The 19791-nt window shown below is 66.8% G+C and carries 18 protein-coding genes; 8 read left to right on the forward strand and 10 right to left on the reverse strand.

Going from position 1 to position 19791, the window contains the following annotated elements; genetic code table 11:
• Position 1 precedes the first annotated feature (1 nt).
• The 3 genes from M2334_RS12975 to M2334_RS12985 are packed head-to-tail and all read right to left on the reverse strand — an operon-like array spanning position 2 to position 2374.
• A complete protein-coding gene (locus M2334_RS12975) occupies positions 2-454 on the reverse strand; it encodes a DUF3237 domain-containing protein (protein WP_264569668.1) in 453 nt (150 codons plus the stop codon).
• A gap of 2 nt (positions 455-456) precedes the next feature.
• A complete protein-coding gene (locus tag M2334_RS12980) occupies positions 457-888 on the reverse strand; it encodes a DUF3237 domain-containing protein (protein ID WP_264584493.1) in 432 nt (143 codons plus the stop codon).
• Complete coding sequence (locus M2334_RS12985; protein WP_264605638.1) at positions 881-2374, reverse strand: aldehyde dehydrogenase family protein; 1494 nt, start codon at positions 2372-2374, stop codon at positions 881-883. Before M2334_RS12985 ends, M2334_RS12980 begins: the two co-directional genes overlap by 8 nt.
• A gap of 215 nt (positions 2375-2589) precedes the next feature.
• Here M2334_RS12985 and M2334_RS12990 point away from each other — a divergent pair, with 215 nt between their 5' ends.
• The 3 genes from M2334_RS12990 (at position 2590) to M2334_RS13000 (ending at position 5496) form a co-directional block, all read left to right on the forward strand.
• The gene (locus M2334_RS12990; protein WP_264605639.1) at positions 2590-3510 is read left to right on the forward strand and encodes a helix-turn-helix domain-containing protein; all 921 of its coding nucleotides are present in this window, start codon (positions 2590-2592) and stop codon (positions 3508-3510) included.
• Between the two features lie 150 nt (positions 3511-3660).
• Positions 3661-4995, forward strand: a complete 1335-nt coding sequence (locus tag M2334_RS12995; RefSeq protein WP_264605640.1) for an MFS transporter — start codon at positions 3661-3663, stop codon at positions 4993-4995.
• Between the two features lie 30 nt (positions 4996-5025).
• Positions 5026-5496, forward strand: coding sequence for a nuclear transport factor 2 family protein (locus M2334_RS13000; RefSeq protein WP_264605641.1), 471 nt, complete (start codon positions 5026-5028; stop codon positions 5494-5496).
• Positions 5497-5532: 36 nt separating this feature from the next.
• Here M2334_RS13000 and M2334_RS13005 read toward each other — a convergent pair whose 3' ends face one another.
• The 3 genes from M2334_RS13005 to M2334_RS13015 all read right to left on the reverse strand — a co-directional run bounded on the left by M2334_RS13005 (position 5533) and on the right by M2334_RS13015 (position 8194).
• Complete coding sequence (locus M2334_RS13005; protein WP_181558933.1) at positions 5533-6153, reverse strand: nuclear transport factor 2 family protein; 621 nt, start codon at positions 6151-6153, stop codon at positions 5533-5535.
• A 99-nt stretch (positions 6154-6252) separates the two neighbouring features.
• The gene (locus tag M2334_RS13010; protein ID WP_264605642.1) at positions 6253-7140 is read right to left on the reverse strand and encodes a hypothetical protein; all 888 of its coding nucleotides are present in this window, start codon (positions 7138-7140) and stop codon (positions 6253-6255) included.
• 124 nt (positions 7141-7264) lie between these two features.
• Positions 7265-8194, reverse strand: a complete 930-nt coding sequence (locus M2334_RS13015; RefSeq protein ID WP_264574637.1) for a LysR family transcriptional regulator — start codon at positions 8192-8194, stop codon at positions 7265-7267.
• A 125-nt stretch (positions 8195-8319) separates the two neighbouring features.
• Between M2334_RS13015 and M2334_RS13020 the strand changes: the two genes are divergently transcribed.
• Entirely contained in the window at positions 8320-9018 is a 699-nt protein-coding gene (locus M2334_RS13020) for a pirin family protein (RefSeq protein ID WP_264605643.1), read from the forward strand.
• Positions 9019-9084: 66 nt separating this feature from the next.
• On the opposite strand, the gene M2334_RS13025 is transcribed toward M2334_RS13020, so the two are convergent.
• Positions 9085-10029 carry a LysR family transcriptional regulator gene (locus tag M2334_RS13025; protein ID WP_264605644.1) on the reverse strand — a complete coding sequence of 315 codons (945 nt, stop codon included), beginning with the start codon at positions 10027-10029 and terminating at the stop codon, positions 9085-9087.
• Between the two features lie 100 nt (positions 10030-10129).
• On the opposite strand from M2334_RS13025, the gene M2334_RS13030 reads away from it, so the two are divergent.
• Positions 10130-11590, forward strand: a complete 1461-nt coding sequence (locus M2334_RS13030) for a sulfatase (protein ID WP_264605645.1) — start codon at positions 10130-10132, stop codon at positions 11588-11590.
• Between the two features lie 48 nt (positions 11591-11638).
• On the opposite strand, the gene M2334_RS13035 is transcribed toward M2334_RS13030, so the two are convergent.
• Genes M2334_RS13035 through M2334_RS13045 form a run of 3 tightly spaced genes read right to left on the reverse strand, consistent with a single transcriptional unit; the run spans position 11639 to position 14070 of the window.
• Positions 11639-12598 carry a hypothetical protein gene (locus M2334_RS13035; protein WP_264605646.1) on the reverse strand — a complete coding sequence of 320 codons (960 nt, stop codon included), beginning with the start codon at positions 12596-12598 and terminating at the stop codon, positions 11639-11641.
• Between the two features lie 3 nt (positions 12599-12601).
• A complete protein-coding gene (locus M2334_RS13040) occupies positions 12602-13585 on the reverse strand; it encodes a hypothetical protein (protein ID WP_264605647.1) in 984 nt (327 codons plus the stop codon).
• Entirely contained in the window at positions 13582-14070 is a 489-nt protein-coding gene (locus tag M2334_RS13045) for a nuclear transport factor 2 family protein (RefSeq protein ID WP_264605648.1), read from the reverse strand. The genes M2334_RS13040 and M2334_RS13045 overlap by 4 nt, the downstream gene beginning before the upstream one ends.
• Positions 14071-14320: 250 nt before the next feature.
• On the opposite strand from M2334_RS13045, the gene M2334_RS13050 reads away from it, so the two are divergent.
• From M2334_RS13050 to M2334_RS13060, 3 genes are read left to right on the forward strand one after another with little or no spacing between them, the layout of a single operon-like run.
• Positions 14321-15094 (forward strand): ImuA family protein, encoded by a 774-nt coding sequence (locus M2334_RS13050; protein ID WP_264605649.1) that lies wholly within the window; start codon positions 14321-14323, stop codon positions 15092-15094.
• Positions 14976-16550, forward strand: coding sequence for a Y-family DNA polymerase (locus M2334_RS13055; RefSeq protein WP_264605650.1), 1575 nt, complete (start codon positions 14976-14978; stop codon positions 16548-16550). The genes M2334_RS13050 and M2334_RS13055 overlap by 119 nt, the downstream gene beginning before the upstream one ends.
• Positions 16547-19786: an error-prone DNA polymerase gene (locus M2334_RS13060; protein ID WP_264605651.1), complete on the forward strand. Its 3240-nt coding sequence runs from the start codon at positions 16547-16549 to the stop codon at positions 19784-19786. The genes M2334_RS13055 and M2334_RS13060 overlap by 4 nt, the downstream gene beginning before the upstream one ends.
• Positions 19787-19791 lie beyond the last annotated feature (5 nt).

Here is a 19791-nt window from a genome sequence, read left to right on the forward strand (position 1 = left end):
CTCAGACGACTTTCCAGAACCGGAAAATGGAGCCTTCCGGATTGCGCTGGCCGACGCCGACGAAGATCGTGCGGTTCAGCCAGTCATAGGGGCCGGCGGGCGCCTCGAAGCGCGGCGTCATGCGCATATAATAGCTTTGCGGATCGACCTGCTCGCCCGCCAGCAGGGCCTTCACCACCTCCGGCGGGGCGCTGCGCACGCCGGTGCTGCGCTTGAGGATATGGGCGCCGTCGTCCGTCTCCAGCAGATATTGCGATTCGAACCGCCCGCCACCATCGGGGCGCACGAGCGGAAAGTCGCCGCCGCTGCCCTTGACGATCCGGCCCGAGAGTCCTGGGCCGGAGAAGCTGCCCTCGCCGATCAGCACGGCGCCGCGCGTGTAGCCCTGCGCGACTTCGATATGCATGCGCGGACCAAGGCCAATGCGCATTTCCAGAGCGAATTCCAGCCGCATGGTCAGACGATCCTCTCGATGTTGAGGACAGGGCTGCCCTCGGCCTGCTCGGCAACGAACGCCAGCCGCGCCAAATGGGCGACGCCACCATCCTCGGCAGCCTCGAACAGCAAAGCGAGCCGCAGCCCCTCGAAATCCGGCGCGCGGGTGCGATAGCCATTGCCGAAGCAGCGGGCGAAACTGCCATCGCTGAAGGCGACATAATAAGAGGCTTCAACCACCGTGACGCCATCGGCGCGCAGTAGATGCATCTCGCTGCCGCCGACCAGCCGGCCTTCGAGCCCCTCGCCTACGAAGGTGCCGCCGCCGATGGACACATAGCTGCGCTGGCCACCGGTCGCGATCTCGCCGACCGTGACCGGGAAGGCGCGCATGGGCGTCATGCGGAAGGCCGGCGCGAAGCCCGGCGTGGGGGCGCTGTTCGGCTCAGCCATGACCGCGGACCTGATGATCGTGCGCGATCGTCACGGACTTGAGTTCGGTATAGGCTTCCACCCCGGCTCTCCCATTTTCGCGGCCGAAGCCGGATTGCCTGACGCCGCCCGCGGGCATCGCGATGTCGCCGGCGCTGCTGTTCACCCGCACGGTCCCGGCCCGGAGGCGACTGACCATGCCATGCGCCCGCGAGAGGCTGCCCGTCCAGACATAGGCGGAGAGGCCATAGCGGCTCGCATTGGCCAGCGCGGCGATTTCGTCGAGATCGTCGGTGTCGAAGGGGATCGCGCACAGCACGGGACCGAAAATCTCCTCGTCCACCGCCGCCATGCCTGCCTGAACGGAGCCGAGCACCGTCGGCGCGACATAGTAACCCTGCGCCGGCAAGGCGATGTCGCCGCCCGCGCGGCTGGCGCCCTGTGCAAGGGCGCCCTCGACAAAGCCCATAATCCGCGCCCGCTGGGCCTGCGTGATCACCGGCCCGAGCTGGGTCGCGGGATCGAGCGGATCGCCGATCGTCATCGCCGCGCCGATGCGGGCGATCTTCTCCACCAGCGCATCGGCGACGGATCGATGCACGAACAGGCGCGAGCCGGCCGAGCAGGTCTGCCCGCTGTTGAAGAAGATATTCATGGCAATGGCGCGCGCGGCGGCATCGAGATCGGCATCGGCAAAGACGATGACCGGCGATTTGCCGCCCAGCTCCACCGTCACCCGCTTCATCTGCCGCGCGCAGTCGGCCGCGATCTGGGTGCCGGTCGCGGTCGATCCGGTGAAGCTGATCTTGGCGACGCCGGGATGATCGACCAGCGCCGCGCCCACGACCGGACCCAGGCCGGTCACGACATTGAAGAAACCCGGCGGCACGCCGCAGGCCACGGCCAGTTCCGCCAGCTTGAGCGCGGAGAGCGAGGATTGCTCCGCCGGCTTGAGCACCACCGCGCAGCCCGCCGCAATCGCGGGGCCGAGCTTGAACACCGCGCCCATCAGCGGATAATTCCAGGGAATGATGTGGCCGACCACGCCGACCGGTTCGCGCAGCGTATACGCCGTCGTCTCGCCGGGCTGGGAAAGCTCCATGCTCTCCCCGGTGAGCTTGGTCGCCCAGCCGGCGAAATAGCGCAAGGTCGCGGCCGTGCCGGGCACGTCGACCCGCCGGCTGTTGCTGATCGGCTTGCCGGTATCGAGCGTTTCGAGCAGCGCGAAATCCTCGGCATGGCGCTCCACTGCCTGCGCCAGTGCCAGCAGGGCATCCTGCCGCTGGGCTGGCGTCCAGCGCGTGCGCCGGGCCGCGACCATCGCCGATTCGGCCGCCTGCACGGCCTGGTCGATATCCGCCGCAGTGCCCGCACCGACCTCGGTAAAGACCTCGCCGGTCGCGGGGTTTTCCACCGGCAGCCGGTCGCCGGCCGAAGGGGGCGTCCACGCGCCGCCAATGAAATGGCGCGCCTGGGCGGCAAGGGGCAATGGCACTTTCAACGTCATCTCAAATACATGTCCATGATGCGGCTGAGGCCCCTGCTATCAGCGCGCCTGCGGGCAAACTTGTCTCGCGACGCATCTTTCTGACCAGCGCCGCACTGGAGACAAAATCAACAGTGCGGCGGTCTGCTGGACAGGCCCCGATATGGGGTCTAGCGTGCGCAAAGCCGGACCGAGGGCGCAAGACCCCCGGCCAGGATGCGAGAGGAGCCACGGGGATGCACATCTTCACCACAAAGGCATCGAGCCGCGTCGAGCGCAGCCGGCAATGGTGCGCCGTCACGCAGGCGCCCCACATCGAATTTGCGGACGATCGCGAGGCATCGCTGCGCGGCGGCGATTTCGGCGCGCTTCGCTTCTGCATCGTTTCGCTGGGCAGTCACCGGCTTGTCCTGCCCGACATGGCCGACCGGCGATCGCCACCGACCATGAAGCTGCTGTTCCAGGAGGAAGGCGCCGCCCGGATCAGCCAGGGCGGACTCTCCAATGATGTGCAGGCCGGCCAGTGGTGCGCGCTGCGCAAGGACGTGCCCTACACCATCGACGCGCCGGACCAGTGCCGCCAGTTGGCCGTGACGGTGCCGTGCAGCCTGCTCACCGCGCCCCGCTGGAGCCTGGACCGCTGGCGCAAGCCCCGCAGCTTCCTGCGCGGGCCGGCCCAGATCCTTCATGCCAGCGTGAGCGCCTCGGTGATGACCGGCAACACGCTGCGGATGCAGGACCGCGAACTGCTCGGCGACCAGATCGCCCATCTGGTCAACATGACCATCCATGCCGATGACGTGCTGACCATGCCCGACCCGCGCGAAAGCCGGCGACGGGCGATCCTGGAATATGTCGACCGGCATCTGGCCGACGCGGACCTCAGCATCGCGCGCATCGCGCGGGATTTCAGCATGTCGAGCCGCTCGATCCACAAGCTGTTCGAGGGTGAAGCCTATACCATTGCCCGCGCCATCTGGGACCGGCGGCTGGAGCGCTGCCGCGAGGAGATGGTCGACCCGGCCCTCGCCCGCCGGTCGATCACCGAGATCGCCCACCTTTGGGGCTTTAGCGATTCCCAGCATTTCAGCCGGGCTTTCAAACAGCGCTTCGGCCTCACGCCGCGCGATTATCGCAATCTCTTCTCGCTGCACTGAACGGGCCGGAAGGGGGATCGCGATCGCGAGCACGACCAGTCAGGTCCATGCGCTCCCATCCAATCGGCATGTCGCGCTGAGGGTCTATCCCGATAGACCTGCCGCTCGATGCCTGCCGACCGCAGGCCTGCCACCCGGGAACAGATATACGTGACCAGAAGACAGCTCACCGTCGCCCTGATCCTGCTCGCCTCGATCAACGCCTTCGGCTTCCTCGATCGCGTGATGATCGCGCTGATCGCCGAGAAGATCAAAGTCGAGTTCCTGCTCAGCGATCTGCAGATCGGCTTGCTCGGGGGCACGGCCTTCGCGGTGGTGAACGCCTTTGCGAGCGTGCCCATCGCGCGCCTGGCGGAACGCTACAACCGCGCGCGGGTGACCGCGAGCTTCCTGATGCTCGCCTCGGTGTTCACGGCACTGGCGGGCGCGACGGTCAGCTTCTTCCAGCTCTTCCTGTGCCGCTGCGGCATGGCGGCGGGCAATGCCGCGACCGAGGCGCCGCCGCACTCGATGATCTCCGACATGGTGCCGCCGGAAAAGCGCGCCTCGGCCCTGTCGCTCTATATGCTCGGCGTGCCGGTGGCGGCTCTGGTCGGATCGTTCGCCGGCGGCGCCATTGCCGAGCATTTCGGCTGGCGCGACACGTTCATGTTCTTCGGCGTGATGGGCGGGCTGATCGCCCTGCTCTGCTTCTTCTGTCTGCATGAGCCAGAGCGCAGCGTGCCCCCTGCCACTGCCGGATCGGGCAAGCTCGGCACCTGGCAGGTGGTGCGGCTTTTGCTTGGCAACAAGAGCATCCGCTATGTGCTCGCCGGGCTCGCCTTCATCAGCCTTGGCGCCTTCGGCGTGAACACCTTCCTTCCCGCTTTCTTCTCCCGCAATTTCGGGCTGGATGCGGCGCAGGCGGGTCTCGTCTTCGGCGTCGTCTCCGGCATTGCCGCCTTTTTCGGCACGCTGCTCGGCGGCTATGGCAGCGAGCATATGGCCCGGCGCGATGCCCGCTGGCTGCTTGGCTTCCCGGCGCTCGGCACCGTGATCGGCGTACCGATCTTCCTGGCAGGGCTGAGCAGCAACATGCTGTTCATCGCCATTCCGCTGATGCTGGTCGGCTCCTTCTCCTTCTACACCGCGATGGGGCCGGCGATCGCGACGCTGCACGGCTCGCTGGACAGCTTCAGCCGGGCGACCGGATCGGCCGTGTTCCTGCTGATGGTGCATCTGTTCGGTCAGGGACTGGGGCCGCCATCGGTCGGCGTGGTCAGCGACATGGCCTCCAGCTTCATCTATGGCGGGAGCCAGTTCGCCACCCAGTGCGCCGGGGCTGCCGGACAGGTTCAGGGATCGGCCTGCGCGGCCGCCTCAGCCCTGGGCCTGCGCTATGCCATCGGCCTGTTCGCCATCTTCTTCCTGCTCGGCGGGCTGATGCTGTATCTCGCGGCGCGGACCAACCACCGCGCGGCGCAGGCGACCGCCACGGCGCATTGACCGCGCCCTCATTTTGCAACGGAGACCCGCATGAGTCAGGCCACTACCGATCGCGACGCCCAGCTTGCCTTGCTGGAGAGCACCGATCCCCAGCTCGCGGCCAACAAGCGCCTCGTCTGGGACATGTACCGCACCGTGCTGCAGGCAGGCCACGCCGACCGGGCCGCCGAATTCATTGCCGAGGGCTATATCCAGCATAATCCCAATGTCGCCTCCGGCCGCCAGCCGCTGGTCGACTTCATCAAGGGCTCGCGCCCGGTCCGCGAGATCGAGGAGCGGATCATGCTGCCGCTGGTCAACATCATCGCGGAGCGGGACATGGTGATGTGCGTGTTCGAGCGGCCCGAGAAGGATGCCGAGGGGCAGCCTTATGTGACGAGCTGGTTCGATCTGTTCCGCATCGAAAATGGCATGATTGCCGAGCATTGGGACCCGGCGCTCAAGAGCGTGGAGATGCTCAAATTCGACCCCAACAGCAAGCGCACGCCGCCCACCGACTGAGCGGCGAGCGGCTGCGCGCGGGTGGCCTGGGCCGCCCTACACCTCCTTATAGTGGTAAGGCGCGATCACCGGCTCGGGGTAGGATTCATACTGCATCGTCGGCGGCAGATCGGGCTGCAGCCCGTCGATCGAGCGCAGCAGCTGGACGCCGCCGCGATGCCAGCCCTCGTCATATTCGGTATAGATGTTCATATAGCCGTGCAGCTGCGCGATCCGCCACTTGCCGTTCTCGATCTTGTAGCTGTTCTCATAGGTCGCCTCGCCCCAGCGCGCCTCGCGCCCGACGCCGCCGACCATCATGAACGTGCGCCAGCGCGCCTTGGCGGTGCCCGCCGCACAATCGATGTGAACGACCGGCTGCAGCTGCATGTGATTGTACAGCACGCCAGGACCATAAGGCGGCAAGTGGTGGAGATATTCCCGCACTCGTTCCCGCCCGACATAGACGCCGCGCCCGGCCAGCTCGAGCGTGCCATCCTCGGCAAACAGCTTGGCCGCATCGTCCCAGCGGCCCTTGTCGACATAATAGCCATAAGCGCACTGGAGATTGCAGATTTCGACATAATGATCCGCCTTGTCGGCACGGGCGGCGAGCGCCGTCAGATCGGATCGCAAACGCGCCAGTTCCTCGCGCAGGGCTGAGACATCATCGGACATGGGGGTGCTCCTTGGGGTCGGGGGATATTATGGGTTCCACGTCGTCACCCCGGGCTTGACCCGGGGTGACGACGGTGGGTGTGATGGGGTGGCATCCGCTCAAACTTTTGCCAGGCGCGGATCGCGCTCATCCTGGGCCCAGGGCGAGCGCATCCGGTAGGGCACGAAGTGAAACACCGCTTCGACGGCGGAAATGGCATCGTCGCGGATCTTGAAGGCTTCCAGATAGGCGAAGCTGTGGGGCCGCAGGAAAAAGCCGGTGCGCGTCTCGCCATTGGTGAGCTGATAGTCGCGCGTCTGCCCGTCATGATCGATGAAGCCGCCGCAGAGGACCACGCCCTGCTCCTCGTCCACCAGCGGATAGCGCCGCGCGCGGATCCAGTTGTCGAACCGGTAATAGCCGAGCAGGAACTGCTCCTCGCAGCCCATCTTGGCGACCGGTGCCAGATCAGGCTGGGGATTGTGCGTGGTCTGCACGCCATTTTCGCGCCGTTCGCAATCCGCCGTGAAGCGGGTGTGCAGCGTGCCGTCATTCTGCTCCAGCGTGGAGAAATAGCCATCGGCCAGCGAGAGCATCCGTGCCCGTTCGGTGCGGAAGGCGGGCGGGACCGGCTCGGTCAGTTCCGGACGCGGCGCGGGATCGGTGTTGAGGAAGGGAACGCCGCTGTCCGTCGCGCGCGCCACCAGCAGCTCGATCTCGGCGAGCGCGCCGGTTTCCAGCGCCGCGATCCGCAGCACGAACAGCGCCTTGTCGCCGCTCTCCTCCAGCACGCCGAAGCGCGCGGCATTGCTGGTGCGCACGTCCACCACATCCCAGCGATACTCGCCGATGCCGGTCACGGTCTTCCAGGCGCCATCGCCAAAGGGGAATTCGACGCTGTTCTCGGTATAGCGCAACCGGGGCGCGAGGGCTAAGCGCTGGGGATCATTGGCGCCCAGAGACGCGACGGTCTCATCCAGCAATGCCAGCAAAGCGGCTCTGTCCATGCGCAGACATCCTCTCCTGTAATGCCGGTCGGGCTTCCATCCCGCTCGTCCGGTGACGCTCGCCGCCCCTAGCCGATTGTTTGCGCAGGAACTTGCCGGTGCGCGCACCCCGATGCGGCAGGGTTCAAAGATCGATCATCCCGGCAAGCGCCGCATCGGCCCGCCCCTGTTCGACGAACTGCGCGATCAGCCATTCAGCCGCCGGGCCGGGCGGCGTATCCCGGCGCCAGATGCCAGCAAAGCGGTAGGTTCCGCCCGGATGATCGGGCATGGCGAGGCGCACCAGCGTGCCGGCGACGAGATCGCTCTCCACCATGGGCAGCGGCATATTGCCCCAGCCGACGCCCTCGCACAGCAGGGCGTGCTTGGCGCCGAGATCGGCCAGCCGCCAGGTCTTGGGGCTCAGCACCGAATAATCCTGCCCGTCGGTGGCGCGCGAGCGGTCGGTGAGAACGAGCTGGGTATAATCGCGCCCGGCGCCGGGCGCGATCTGCGCCATTTGCCCCAGCGGATGATCGGGCGCGGCGACCGGCACCAGCGGCACCGAGCCGGCCGCGACGCACTCCACCCCATCGGCGCCGATGGCGAGCGGGCCGGAAATGCCGATCATCGCCCGCCCCTCCCGCACCATGGCCAGGACAGCGCCAAGCGCCTCGACATGCAGCCGGAGCTGCACGGTGGGATATTCGCGCGCGAAGGCGCGCAGCACCGCGCCCAGCCGCTCGGCCGGCAGCATGACGTCGACGGCCAGATCCACTTCCGCCTCCAGCCCATCGAGCAGGCCTTTGACGCGGGCGCGCAGCCCATCCACGCCATGGGCGACGGCACGGGCATCGGCGAGCAGCGCCCGGCCGGCAACGGTCAGCTCCGGCTTGCGCGTCCCCTCCCGCTCGAACAGCGTCAGGCCAAGCTGCGCCTCCAGATTGGCGATGCCATAGCTGATGACGGACACGGCGCGATTGAGCCGCCGCCCCGCCGCCGCGAAACTGCCGCTGTCCACCACCGCGAGGAAGATGCGGAGCTGGTCGAGCGTTGGCGTGCCGGGCGCGCTCACTATTCAACTTTCTCGAACATAATGGTCTATTTTATCCCACTGAACAGCAAAGCTCACAAGCCCTAAATCGGTCTCCAACGCCGGACAGAACGTCGGCGACCTTCCCTCTGACAAGGAGACACACGATGATCGACCTTCGCCCCTTCGACAGCCTCGGCGCCGCCAACCATGGCTGGCTGGATGCCCATCACCACTTCTCCTTTGCCGGCTACCATGATCCTGAGCGGGTCCACTTCGGCAGCCTGCGGGTGTGGAACGACGATGCCATCGCGCCGCAGACGGGTTTCCCGCCCCATCCGCACCGCGACATGGAGATCATCACCTATGTCCGCGAGGGCGCGATCACCCATCAGGACAGCCTCGGCAATGTCGGCCGCACGGAAGCGGGCGACGTGCAGGTGATGAGCGCCGGCACTGGCATCCGCCACTCGGAATATAATCTCGAGGATGTAACCACACGGATCTTCCAGATCTGGATCATCCCCACCCGCGAGGGCGAGCCGCCGCAATGGGGCGCCAAGCCTTTCCCCAAGGGCGAGCGCTCGGGCAAGTTCGTCACCCTGGCCTCCGGCCATGCCGAGGATGAGGACGCCCTGCCGATCCGCACCGATGGCCGGGTGCTGGGCGCGACCCTGCGTGCCGGCGAGACGGCGGACTATCCGCTCGGCAAGGACCGCAAGGCCTATCTGGTCCCCGCCACCGGCGCGGTGCAGATCGAGGACGTGCGGGTGAATGCCCGTGACGGCGCCGCGATCAGCGATGTGGAGGTGCTGCGCATCACGGCCATCGAGGACAGCGAAATCGTCCTCGTCGACGTGATCTGACCGCAGGAACGCTGCGCTGCCGAACCCACCGGCCGCGCGGCGTTCGCTCGTCCGCGACGCCGCGCCTCAGTCCGGCATCAGGCCATAGGCGCGGTTCTTGACGACGCTCTCCAGCAACAGCCGCTCGACCGCATCCCGGTCCGCCTGCGCCTCGGCGTCCCGCCGATGGAAGACGAGGCGCCAGTCATGCAGGGGAAAGAGCCGCACGATCCTGCCCCGCATATCCGGCGGAATCATGGCGGCAGGAAGGTTGGCGACCGCCTGACCGCGCGCCACCATGGCGATGATCACATCGAAAAACTGCACCCGCGCCACGATGTTGGTGGGCTGCACGCCAAAGGATGTCAGCTTGCGGCGCAGGCGCTGCTCCGCCCCGTCATCCCGCCCGGACGGCAAGGCGAAGGGCAAGCGCGCCACCTCTTCCGGTGAAAGCGGCACCTCGCGGCCGGCGGCCAGTTTGCGGTTGCCGAAGATGCCGCCCGACACCCGCCCCAGCGACCGCATCGCTTCCGCCACGGGCTCATCGGCAGGCTGGTGGATCAGCACGAAGTCATAGGTGCCACTGCTGGCCGCGAGCGTGGATTCATGGCTCGGAATGCGAGTATCGAACTCCAGAACGATGTGGGGATGGGCCGCCAGAAACCTGTCCAGCCTTGGCCGCACATAATGATCGGCGAGGCCTTGCCCCAGCAGAATGCGAAAGCGCGCGATCTCGCGCGGGCCGGGCCTGCGCAGACGGTGTGCCGCCAGTTGATCGGCCGCGCTGGAAAATATCCTCAAGTCGGCGAGGAAGCGCTCGCCCTCCGGCGTGAGTTCGGGGCGCCGCCCCGCGCTGCGGGCCATCAGCGCGACCCCGAGCTGCGCTTCCAGCGCCTTGAACTGGCTGCTCACCGACGCCTGGGAAATGCCCAGCAATTCGGCGCTGCCGGCAAAACTGCGTGTCTCGGCAAGCGTCTCGAAGATCACCAGCTGGCGCAGGGTAAATGGCAGGCTTTGCAGGGCACTCATCATTCAGCCATAACCTGTGCGTTATAAATGCCATTGCCCGTACATCTGTTGCCTCGCCCGTTCAATCGCTGCCACATGAGCGAAAGTCAGACGGAGACCCAAGTTGACCGACCTTGATGTGACTCGCCGCAGCGTGCTCGGCCAATCTTTGGGCGTCATCGGCGCCGGCATGGTGGGGGCCAGTTCGACGGCGCGGGCCGCGCGGCCTAAGAAGGCACCGGGCAATCGGCGCAAGCAGCCGAACATCCTGTTCATCATGGCCGACGACATGGGCTATGCCGACCTCTCCTGCTACGGCCGGCGGGACTATGAAACCCCGGCGATCGACAGCCTCGCGGCCGACGGGATGCGCTTCCTGCAAGGCTATGCCAATTCCGCCGTTTGCTCGGCGACGCGCACGGGCCTTATCACCGGGCGTTATCAGAACCGCCTGCCCATCGGCCTGGAGGAGCCGCTCGCTCAGCGCCCTGTCGGCCTGCCGCCCGAGCATCCTACTCTCCCGTCGCTGCTGCGGGCGGTTGGTTATGGGACAACCCTGATCGGCAAATGGCATCTGGGCGCCCTGCCCAAATATGGCCCGCTCAAGAGCGGCTATGACCATTTCTGGGGCTTCCGGGGTGGCGGCGTGGACTATTTCACGCATAAATATGCCGGGCGTCACGACCTGTGGGACGATGACCGCGAGGTCTTCGAGAAGGGCTATCTCACCGATCTTCTGGCCGAGCGTGCGCTGGAGACGATCAGCACCGCAGCCCAGGGTGACAAGCCCTTTTTCATCTCCCTGCACGTCAACGCGCCGCACTGGCCCTGGGAGGGGCCGGGCGACGAGGCCGAGGCCATCAGGCTGGATGCCGATGGCAAGCCGACGGCGCTGATGCATTATGACGGCGGCTCGCAGCGCATCTATGCGCAGATGGTGACGCGGCTGGACATGCAGGTCGGGCGCATCCTGCAGCGGCTGGACGACCTTGGCATCGCGGACGATACCATCGTGATCTTCACCAGCGACAATGGCGGCGAGCGCTTCTCCGACACCTGGCCGTTCACGGGTCGCAAGACCGAGTTGCTGGAAGGTGGCCTTCGCATCCCCGCGATCGTACGCTGGCCGGCCTATGTGCCCGCCGGGGTGACCAGCGATCAGGTGATGATGTCCATGGACTGGCTGCCGACCCTGCTCGCGGCAGCGGGCGGCGCGCCGGACCCGGCCTATCCCAGCGACGGCATCAATCTGCTGCCTTACCTCGCCGACCCTTCCAGCAAGAGCGAGCGGACCTTGTGCTGGCGCTACAAGAATCTGGACCAGCAGGCCTGCCGCATGGGCGACTGGAAGTATCTGAAGATCCTCCAGAACAGCTTCCTCTTCAACGTGGTCGACGATCCGATGGAGCGCGCGAACCTGAAGGACCGGATGCCGGAGAAAATGGCGCAGGTGAAGGCGGCCTATGACGCATGGGACAGCCAGATGCTGCCGCTCGACCCGGATTCATCAACCCATGGCTTCACCGGCAAGGATCTGGCCGATCACTTCGGCGCCAAGATGGAGAATAGCGTCAAGCCGCGCTGACGGGCGTGGCGGGGTAGGCAGGCTCGGGTGTCCTGCGGCCCCGTCCGCTCAGGGTGCCCAGCCCTGCCCGGCCTCATAAGGCAGGCGCGTGAAGATCAGCTCGACCTCGCGCACCTTGCCGCCCCGCATGCCCAGCATCTCGCCGCTGAGCAGCGACATCGGCCCTCGCAGTTTGGCGGGGCAGGTGCGACCATAGCCCGGAATGTCGTTGCATTCGGTCCGCCCGTAGAAGCGCAGGGAAAACACGCCGAACAGCACCTGCTGTTCCTCATCCACCACCAGAGTGCGGCGCGGCTCGACCTTATCGAGCGTGTCGAACAGATGCGCTTCCACCTGCGCCTGACAGCTCATGCTGCCGAAATGCGGCAGCGGTTTGCCGGGGATGGGCGTGATGGGATAGGCCAGTTGCGGATTGCCGCTCATCGGCATCCGGTTTTCGATCCGCTGGCAATCCGGCGCGAAATGATCGCCTTTGTTGCGCAGCATATTATCGAAGTTCCGGTCGGCCAGTGCGATCATTTCGGCGCGGGACAGGCGCTCGCGCTTGGGCACGATGGTGCGCAGGCCTGCTCTGACCTCCGTCGGCATGGAGGGATGCTGCGGCGCGAATGACCGGCCGATCACCGTCTCGGCTTCCGCGATCCGCCCGGCGACGATCTTGAGGCGCGTGGCATAGCCGACAGTCTTGCCGGCCTCCTTCACTTCCCCCAGCACCGCGACTTGCCCGGCGGACACATCGGCGGCCCGTGCCTGGTAGCTGCTATAGCCATCCGTCGTCTGCCAGAGCCCCTCGCCCGGCGCCACCGGCGCGCCATTCTCGGTGGCGCGAAAGTCCGGTGCGAGATCGAGACCGGCGGGGGTCCCCTGCTCGACGGCGGCAAGATAGCGGTCCACATGCGCATAGAGGCAGGCGCGGTCGCATGGCGGCGCGGCCTCCCGTGCCAGCGTCGGCAAGCCGGGGAAGAGCAGCAGCGCGAGGGCGATAGCACGCCGTGCAAAGCGGATCATCCGTCAGTCCTTTCCGTCGCGCAGATCGCCCTGCCAGCCGCTGTCGGCCTCATAAGGCGCGAATTTGAAGATCGCCTCGACCTCGTGAATCTTGCCGCCGCGCACGCCGAGGATTTCCGCATTGAGCAGCGAGACCGGCCGGCGGGGCTTGTCATGGCAGATCGTGCCATAGCCGGGGATCTCGTTGCACCGGCCGTTCTTGTACCAGCGCATGACATAGACGCCGAAGACGAGCTGCTTCTCCTCATCGAGCAGGAGGAAGCGGCGGGGCTCGACCGCGTCGAGCTGGTCGAAGAGGTGCAGGCTGATCTGCTGGCCGCAGCCCATGCTGCCGAAATGCGGCTTGGGCACGCCGGGGATCGTGCCGATGGGATAGTTGAGTTCCGCATTGCCGCTCATCGCCATGCGGTTCTCGATCCGCTGGCAATCCTCCGCATAAAGGGAGCCGTCGGCCGCGAGCAGCGCGTCGAAATTGGCATTGGCCGTCTCGATCATCTGCTGGCGGGTCAGCCGCTCGGCGGGGGGAACGATATTGGCGAACGACGCGCGCGGCGCCTGCTCGATCGATGATCCCGGCACCCGCCCGCGCCCGAGAATCGTCTCCACCTCAGTGATCTTGCGATCCGCCACCTTGAGGCGCAGCGCGATGGTGACCTTGCCCTCCCCTTCCAGCACCTCGCCGATATAGCCGACGGTGCCGCTCACCGGATCGGCGAGGTCGATGCGATAGGTGCCAAGGCCGGTCGCCGTCTGCCACAGGCCCGCGCCCAGAGGGACCTCCTGCGCATCCTCCGTCGCGCGATATTGCGCTGCCACCGGCGCCCGAGCGGGCGCGCGCGCGACCATGGCGGCCAGATACTGGTCCATGATCTCGGTGAGGCAGGTGCGGTCACAGGCCGCCGGGGCGGCAGGTCCGGCAGCCATCGCCGGGGCGGCGAGCAGGAGCGCGGCCATCGCGGCCAGCCCCCGGATGGGACGCGCGATCATGACTGCACGGGACGCGGGCGGGGCCGGATGCGGGTGATCTTGCCGCATGGAATCTCGTAGAGCAGCACGCCGCGCAACCGCCAGTCATCGCCCGCCTTCAAGGGCCGTGAGCCAAAGTCCGGCCAGTCGCTGGTGGCCTGAAAATGCGCTTCCAGATCGACCGTCGCGCCCTGCGGTTGCACCTCGATGGCGTGCGGGGTCACATGCTCCTGCAGCCCACGGGCATCGACGTCGCGATAGAAAGCGATGATGGCATCGCGCCCCTTGAGATCGGGCCACTTCCCGCCTTTCACGAGGACGACATCGGCGTCGTAATAGCTGGTGAAGCAGGCATAATCGCGCGCATTGAAACAGAGGAAATAGCGCTCGAAATCGGCCTTGGTCATGCCGGGCGACGGGCAATTTTCGGCCGCCACAGCCGGTTGGGCGAGCGATCCGAGCATGGCAAGCATGAGCGCTTTGCCGACGGCTGACCTGAACCGCATCCCTGTAACCTCCCCCTCATGACGCACATCCGCATGCAGCGGATAAATCGTGATACGTCGTTGTAGTTTATTCCGTCCTGCAGGGCCGCCTTGTCAAGCGAAATGCCCGGTGAGCGAAACCGCCCTTGTGACCTTCTGACGGAGGCTGGCGGGCCAATGATCGTTCCACTCCAGTGGCTTGGGTCGCGATCGGACAAGCTGCCGGAACGATCCCTTGACCCTGCTCAGAATAGGAACATAATAGGAACATATGAGACTCGCCCCTGCCCTTTTGTGCGATCACGCGATGCCGGATGCCCCCTCCCGAAAGGCGTTCGGCATCGCCGCGATCGATACGCTGCTGGGCGGCGGGCTGGCGCGCGGGCGGGTGCATGAAGTCTATGCCGCAGAGGTGGACGATGTCGCCGCAGCGGCGGGTTTCGTCGTCTCGCTGGCGACGGGTCTGAGCGAGGCCGAGGGCAAAGTGCTGTGGCTCCGCGAGAGACAGGCGAGCCAAAAAGGCGGCGTGGCGCAGGGCCATGGCTGGGCCGAACTGGGCGGCGCCCCCGGCCTGGGGCTGATCGGCACCGTCAGGGACAGCATGGACCTGCTGCGCGCGGCCGTGGATGCCTTGCGCTGCTCTGGCTTGAGCGCAGTCGTGGTGGAAGGCTGGGGCTCGATGCCTGCACTGGACCTGACCGCCAGCCGCCGCCTGACTCTGGCGGCAGAGAAATCCGGCGTGACATTGCTGCTGCTGCGCCCGGACGCGCCGCCCGTGCCCAGCGCGGCACAGACCCGCTGGCAGGTGGCCGCCGCACCTTCGCTCGCGCTGCCGGGCAATGCGCCCGGACTGCCGACCTTCGATGTGACCTTGCTGCGCCAGCGTTCCGGCCCTTGCGGCCTTTCCTGGCGGCTGGAGTGGGACCGTGACCGACGCTTGTTCCGTGAAGCGGCGCTATCTGGCGCTGTGGTTTCCGCTCCTGCCCACAGAAAGGCTGCGGATTCAACAGGGGATCGAGAGCGCGGGGACCGGCGGGCAGCCTGACGGGCCGCTGGTCCTCGTCGCCAAGATCAAGGGTGCATTGCGGCTGTGCGCCGTCGATGCGCAGGCCCGCGCACTCGGTATCTCACCCGGCCAGACGCTGGCCGATGCCCGCGCGCTGCAGCCCGACCTCATCGTGGCCGACATGGACGAAGAGGCCGACCGTCACTGGCTGCAGCGGCTGGCCCGGCATTGCATCGCCTGGTCACCGCATGTCACCCTCGCCCCGCCCGATGGGATAACGCTGGATATTGCGGGAAGCGACCATCTGTTCGGCGGCGAGGCAGGCCTGGCCGCGCAGGCCGAGGATGCCTTCGCCGCGATTGGCATGAGCGTGCGCATGGCCACAGCCTCTACCGCGCAGGGCGCGCAGGCGCTGGCCCGTCATGCCCGCCTGCCCGTCACCAGCGAGCGGGAGGCGCTGCGGGCACTGCCCGTGCTGGCGCTGGGGCTGGACGAGGAGGCGACGCTCGCCTTGCGCCGGGCCGGACTGAAGACCATCGGCGATCTGGCGTCACGGGCCGCCGCCAGCATCGCCGCGCGATTCGGGGCGGACGCGGTGACTGCCTTGCGCCGCCTGCTGGGCGAGGAACAGGCGCCGATCGATCCGCTCGCACAGCCCGAGCCACTCCATTTCGAGCGCCGTTTTGCCGAGCCGGTTGCCTTGCAGGCCAGCATCGCCGGCTGTTTTCTCGATCTGCTGCGCGAGGCGGCCCGGACACTCGATGAGCGCGGACTGGGTGGCCGGCGCTTTGTCCTGACATTGTTCCGCAGCGATGGGGCGCGCCATCGGCTGGCGATCGAGACCGGTCTGCCCACGCGCGATCCGGCGCCGGTGTTGCGCCTGTTCGACGAGCGCATCGGGACGCTGGCCGATCCGCTCGACCCCGGCTTTGGCTATGACCGCATCACCTTGTTCCTACCCGTCACCGAGCCGCTCGGCACCAGCCAGCCGGCTCTGGATGGCAGCGAGCAGGATGCCGGCGCGCTGGCCGATCTGATCGACCGGTTGAGCACCCGCCTGGGGCCGGCCAGCCTGTGTCGCCTTGAGCCGCAGGACAGCCATATTCCCGAACAGGCGCAGCTTGCCTTGCCGGCGATCCATGCCCGCGCCCCCCTTCCATGGCCCACGCCGCCGGTGGGCGAGCCGCCCTTGCGGCCGCTGTTCCTGTTCGATCCGCCGCAGCCGGTGGAGGTGATCGCGCAAGTGCCGGACGGCCCGCCGCATCGCTTCCGCTGGAAACGCAGGCTGCACGAGGTGCGGCTCTACGAAGGCCCCGAGCGGATCGCCTCCGAATGGTGGCGGCGCAAGGGCGGCGAAGCCCCCGGCAAGGCAGGGCTGACGCGGGACTATTACCGGATCGAGGACGTGCGCGGGCGACGCTACTGGATCTTCCGCCACGGGCTTTATGATGAAAAGCCCGATCCGAACTGGTATCTCCACGGGCTGTTCGCATGAGCGACCCGCCCCCTTTCGCAGAGCTGGTCGCGGCCACCAATTACAGCTTCCTGCGCGGCGCTTCGCATCCCGCGCATATGGTGGCGCAGGCCCATCATCTGGGCATGGCCGGGCTGGGCATTGCGGATCGCAACACGGTGGCAGGCGTCGTGCGCGCGCATGTGGCCTGGCGGGAGATCGGCGGGCCTGCCACCGGTTTTCGCCTTGCTGTCGGCGCGCGGCTGGTCTTTGCGGATGGGACGCCGGATATCGTCGCCTATCCTGCCACCCGCCATGGCTGGGGACGGCTGACACGACTGCTGACGCTGGGTAACCGCCGCGCGGAAAAAGGTGATTGCACGCTCAATCTGCCGGATCTGCTCGATCATGCCGACGACCTGTTGCTGATCGCCACCGGGCGTGACCGGAGCCTGTTGGAGCGGCTGACGGAGGCGCGTCCCGGCGCGGTGTGGCTGGCGGCGACCATGCAGCGCAGCGGCGCGGATGCGCGACGACTGGCGCAAGCCCAGGCTCTCGGCGCGGCTTGCGGCGTGCCTCTGCTTGCCACGTGCGACGCGCTCTACGATCATCCCGACGCGCGACCGCTGCACGATATCCTGACCTGCATTCGCGAAGGCACGACCATCGCTGCGGCGGGCCGCCGCCTGCTGGCCAACGCCGAACGCCATCTCAAGCCCCCTGCCGAAATCGCCCGCCTGTTCCGCACCTGTCCGCAAGCCGTGACGGCCAGCACGGACATCCTCTCGCGCATCGCCTTCACGCTCGATGACCTGCGCTATGAATATCCGCACGAACCGGTGCCCGAAGGCTGGCAACCGCAGGCCTGGCTGGAACATCTGGTGCAGGAGGGTGGCCGCGAATATTTCCCCGATGGCCTGCCCGAAAAATACCAAGCGGTGCTGGATGAGGAATATGCGCTGATCCGCAAGCGGAACTACGCTTATTACTTCCTCACCGTGCACGATATCGTGCGCCATGCCCGCAGCCTCGAGCAGCCGATCCTGTGCCAGGGCCGGGGCAGCGCGGCCAATTCGCTGGTCTGCTATTTCCTCGGCATCACCCCGATCGATCCGGTGCGGGAGAAGCTGCTGTTCTCGCGCTTCCTCTCGGAAGAGCGCCATGAACCGCCCGATATCGACGTGGATTTCGAGCATGAGCGCCGCGAGGAAATCATGCAGTATATCTATGCCCGCTATGGCCGCGAGCGGGCCGGCATTGCCGCCACGGTGATCCATTACCGTCCGCGCAGCGCGATCCGCGAAGTGGGCAAGGCGCTGGGCCTGACCGAGGACGTAACCGCGCGGATCGCCTCGACCATCTGGGGCTCGCCCGGCGGCAGCCGGGTGCCCTCCCCGCGGATCGAGGAGGCAGGATTTGATCCTGACAATCCCGAAGTCGGCCGGCTGCGCACGCTGGTTGAGCGCCTGCTCGAATATCCCCGCCATCTCTCGCAGCATGTCGGCGGATTCGTGCTGACCGAGAGCCGGCTCGACGAACTGGTGCCCATTCACAATGGCGCCATGCCCGATCGCACCTTCATCGAATGGGACAAGGACGATATCGACGCGCTCGGCCTGATGAAGGTGGATGTGCTGGCGCTCGGGATGTTGACCTGCATCCGCAAGAGCTTCGACCTGCTGCGCACGCATGGCCTCGCGGACCTGACCCTGGCCACGGTGCCGCGCGAGGACAAGGCGACCTACGCCATGCTCCAGCGCGGCGACAGCATCGGCACCTTTCAGGTCGAAAGTCGCGCGCAGATCGCCATGCTGCCGCGGATGAGGCCCAAGGAGCTGTACGATCTGGTCATTCAGGTGGCGATCGTCCGTCCCGGGCCGATCCAGGGCGGCATGGTCCATCCCTATTTGCGCCGCCGCAACAAGGAGGAGGCCGTGGTCTTCCCCAGCCCTGCCCCGCCGAACGATCCCAACGAGCTGCGCGAGGTGTTGGGCAAGACATTGGGCGTGCCGCTGTTCCAGGAACAGGCGATGAAGCTGGCCATCGTCGCGGCCAAGTTCACGCCGCCCCAGGCCGATGGGTTGCGGCGCGCCATGGCGACCTTTCGCCATCACGGGACGGTGCATAATTACCAGAGCCTGCTGGTCGAAGGCATGGTGGCGCGCGGCTATGAGCGGGACTTTGCCGAACGCTGCTATCAACAGATCGAGGGCTTTGGCGAATATGGCTTTCCCGAAAGCCATGCGCAGGCCTTCGGATGGCTCGCTTATGTCTCATCATGGCTGAAATGCCGCCACCCGGCTGCGTTCACCTGCGCCCTGCTCAACAGCCAGCCGATGGGCTTTTATGCGCCCGCGCAACTGGTGCGCGATGCGCAGGAGCATGGCGTGGAGGTCCGTGCGGTCGACGTGAATGCCAGCGAGTGGGATAGCACGCTGGAAGGGCACGCTGGCAGTGCGCTGGCGCTGCGGCTGGGATTTTCACGCATCGACGGCTTCCGGCAGGGATGGGCCGACACGATCGCACAGGCCCGGCAGGACGGCGCGTTCGTTTCTATCGAAGATCTCGCCCGGCGGGCCAGCCTGCCTCCCCCGGCCTTGCGCAAGCTGGCCGATGCCGATGCTTTTGGCGCGCTGGCGGAGTCGCGCCGCGATGCCTTGTGGGAGGTGCGCCGCACGCCGCCCACCCAGCTGCCGCTGTTCGCCTTTGCCGATGCGCCGGAACTCGGCCGCGAAGCCGATCCGCGCCTGCCCGCCATGCCGCTCTCCGAGGAAGTGGTGGCCGATTACCAGACCGCGCGCCTGTCATTGAAGGGGCATCCGATGCAGTTTCTGCGCGCTGCGCTGACCCGCGAAGGCGTGCGATCCTGCGCGGCCGCCAATGCACTGCCCGATGGCCGCAGGGCGCGCGTCGCCGGCGTGGTCCTCACCCGGCAGCGGCCCGGCAAGGGCAATGCCGTGTTCATCACGATCGAGGACGAAACGGGGATCGTCAACGCGCTGCTCTGGGCGCGCGATCTCGACAAGCAGCGCCGCGCCGTGATGGCCGCGCGCCTGATGCTGATCGAGGGCGAAATCCAGAAGAGCAAGGAAGGCGTGGTCCACCTGATGGTCCGGCGGGTGATCGATCGCACGGCCATGCTCGATGACCTCGCCGATCATCCCCCCATGGCCCCGCAAACCGCGCGCGGCGACGAAATCCGCAACCCGCAGCGCCCCCGCCTCAATGACCATCCCCGCAATGTCAGGATTCTGCCGAAATCACGCGACTTCCACTGAGGCCC

Origin of the sequence: Sphingobium sp. B11D3D, from assembly GCF_025961755.1 — a bacterium.
In the GTDB taxonomy this organism is placed as follows: Bacteria; Pseudomonadota; Alphaproteobacteria; order Sphingomonadales; family Sphingomonadaceae; genus Sphingobium.

Bases quoted from the DNA above. Each gene is read 5' to 3' on its own strand.
- M2334_RS12975 (WP_264569668.1), bottom strand. From the start codon at position 454: ATGCGGCTGGAATTCGCTCTGGAAATGCGCATTGGCCTTGGTCCGCGC.
- M2334_RS12980 (WP_264584493.1), bottom strand. From the start codon at position 888: ATGGCTGAGCCGAACAGCGCCCCCACGCCGGGCTTCGCGCCGGCCTTC.
- M2334_RS12985 (WP_264605638.1), bottom strand. From the start codon at position 2,374: ATGACGTTGAAAGTGCCATTGCCCCTTGCCGCCCAGGCGCGCCATTTC.
- M2334_RS12990 (WP_264605639.1), top strand. From the start codon at position 2,590: ATGCACATCTTCACCACAAAGGCATCGAGCCGCGTCGAGCGCAGCCGG.
- M2334_RS13000 (WP_264605641.1), top strand. From the start codon at position 5,026: ATGAGTCAGGCCACTACCGATCGCGACGCCCAGCTTGCCTTGCTGGAG.
- M2334_RS13005 (WP_181558933.1), bottom strand. From the start codon at position 6,153: ATGTCCGATGATGTCTCAGCCCTGCGCGAGGAACTGGCGCGTTTGCGA.
- M2334_RS13010 (WP_264605642.1), bottom strand. From the start codon at position 7,140: ATGGACAGAGCCGCTTTGCTGGCATTGCTGGATGAGACCGTCGCGTCT.
- M2334_RS13020 (WP_264605643.1), top strand. From the start codon at position 8,320: ATGATCGACCTTCGCCCCTTCGACAGCCTCGGCGCCGCCAACCATGGC.
- M2334_RS13025 (WP_264605644.1), bottom strand. From the start codon at position 10,029: ATGATGAGTGCCCTGCAAAGCCTGCCATTTACCCTGCGCCAGCTGGTG.
- M2334_RS13035 (WP_264605646.1), bottom strand. From the start codon at position 12,598: ATGATCCGCTTTGCACGGCGTGCTATCGCCCTCGCGCTGCTGCTCTTC.
- M2334_RS13040 (WP_264605647.1), bottom strand. From the start codon at position 13,585: ATGATCGCGCGTCCCATCCGGGGGCTGGCCGCGATGGCCGCGCTCCTG.
- M2334_RS13045 (WP_264605648.1), bottom strand. From the start codon at position 14,070: ATGCGGTTCAGGTCAGCCGTCGGCAAAGCGCTCATGCTTGCCATGCTC.
- M2334_RS13050 (WP_264605649.1), top strand. From the start codon at position 14,321: ATGAGACTCGCCCCTGCCCTTTTGTGCGATCACGCGATGCCGGATGCC.
- M2334_RS13060 (WP_264605651.1), top strand. From the start codon at position 16,547: ATGAGCGACCCGCCCCCTTTCGCAGAGCTGGTCGCGGCCACCAATTAC.